Raw genomic sequence first — 530 nt, 5'->3', positions numbered from 1 at the left:
TCCTTCGCGTCAGCGAGGCTCAGGGCCAGCGCTGCAGGAGGTGTGATCAGCCGTACCGTCATCGTTGATTCCTTTGTGTTGCGGCTTGCCGTCCGCCACCTGATGCCTCTGGTCGGCTGGTGGCCTCGTCGCGGCCAGGCGAATAGCCAGCACCTGCTGGCGCGCGGGCGTATTGCGAACTTTGCGTAATCGTCGGAGCGTAGCCGGTCAACATCAGCACAGCAGCGCCGGGCGAAACATACTGCGCCGCAGTTTGCGTGATCGATGGTGCGAAGCCGGACAGGGTCAGGCTGGCCGCGCCGGGCGAAATCGTCTTCGGTTGGGCAAAGGTGGGGGCGTACCCAGCAATCGATAACGTCGCTGTGCCAGGTGTAATCGTGACACCGCCGCTTTGCGTGATGCTCGGCGCGAAGCCAACAATATTCAACGCAGCCGCGCCCGGTGCAACGATTTGATTACTTGTCTGTCCGAACGACGGTGCATAACCCGTAAGGGTTAGGCCTGCCGGCGCGGGAGTCACTACCCTGTTA

At 62.1% G+C, this 530-nt stretch carries 1 protein-coding gene; it reads right to left on the bottom strand.

Annotation, left to right across the window (positions count from 1 at the left end; translation table 11 throughout):
• Nucleotides 1-58: 58 nt before the first annotated feature.
• Nucleotides 59-530 (bottom strand): hypothetical protein (locus AB4Z32_RS27635; RefSeq protein WP_442125005.1); only part of this gene is annotated, 472 nt, incomplete at its 5' end.

This window comes from Massilia sp. 2TAF26 (genome assembly GCF_052115005.1).
In the GTDB taxonomy this organism is placed as follows: domain Bacteria; phylum Pseudomonadota; class Gammaproteobacteria; order Burkholderiales; family Burkholderiaceae_D; genus Telluria.
The sequence above is the reverse complement of the archived record's forward strand: the minus strand, read 5'-3'. Positions and strand labels throughout refer to the sequence as shown.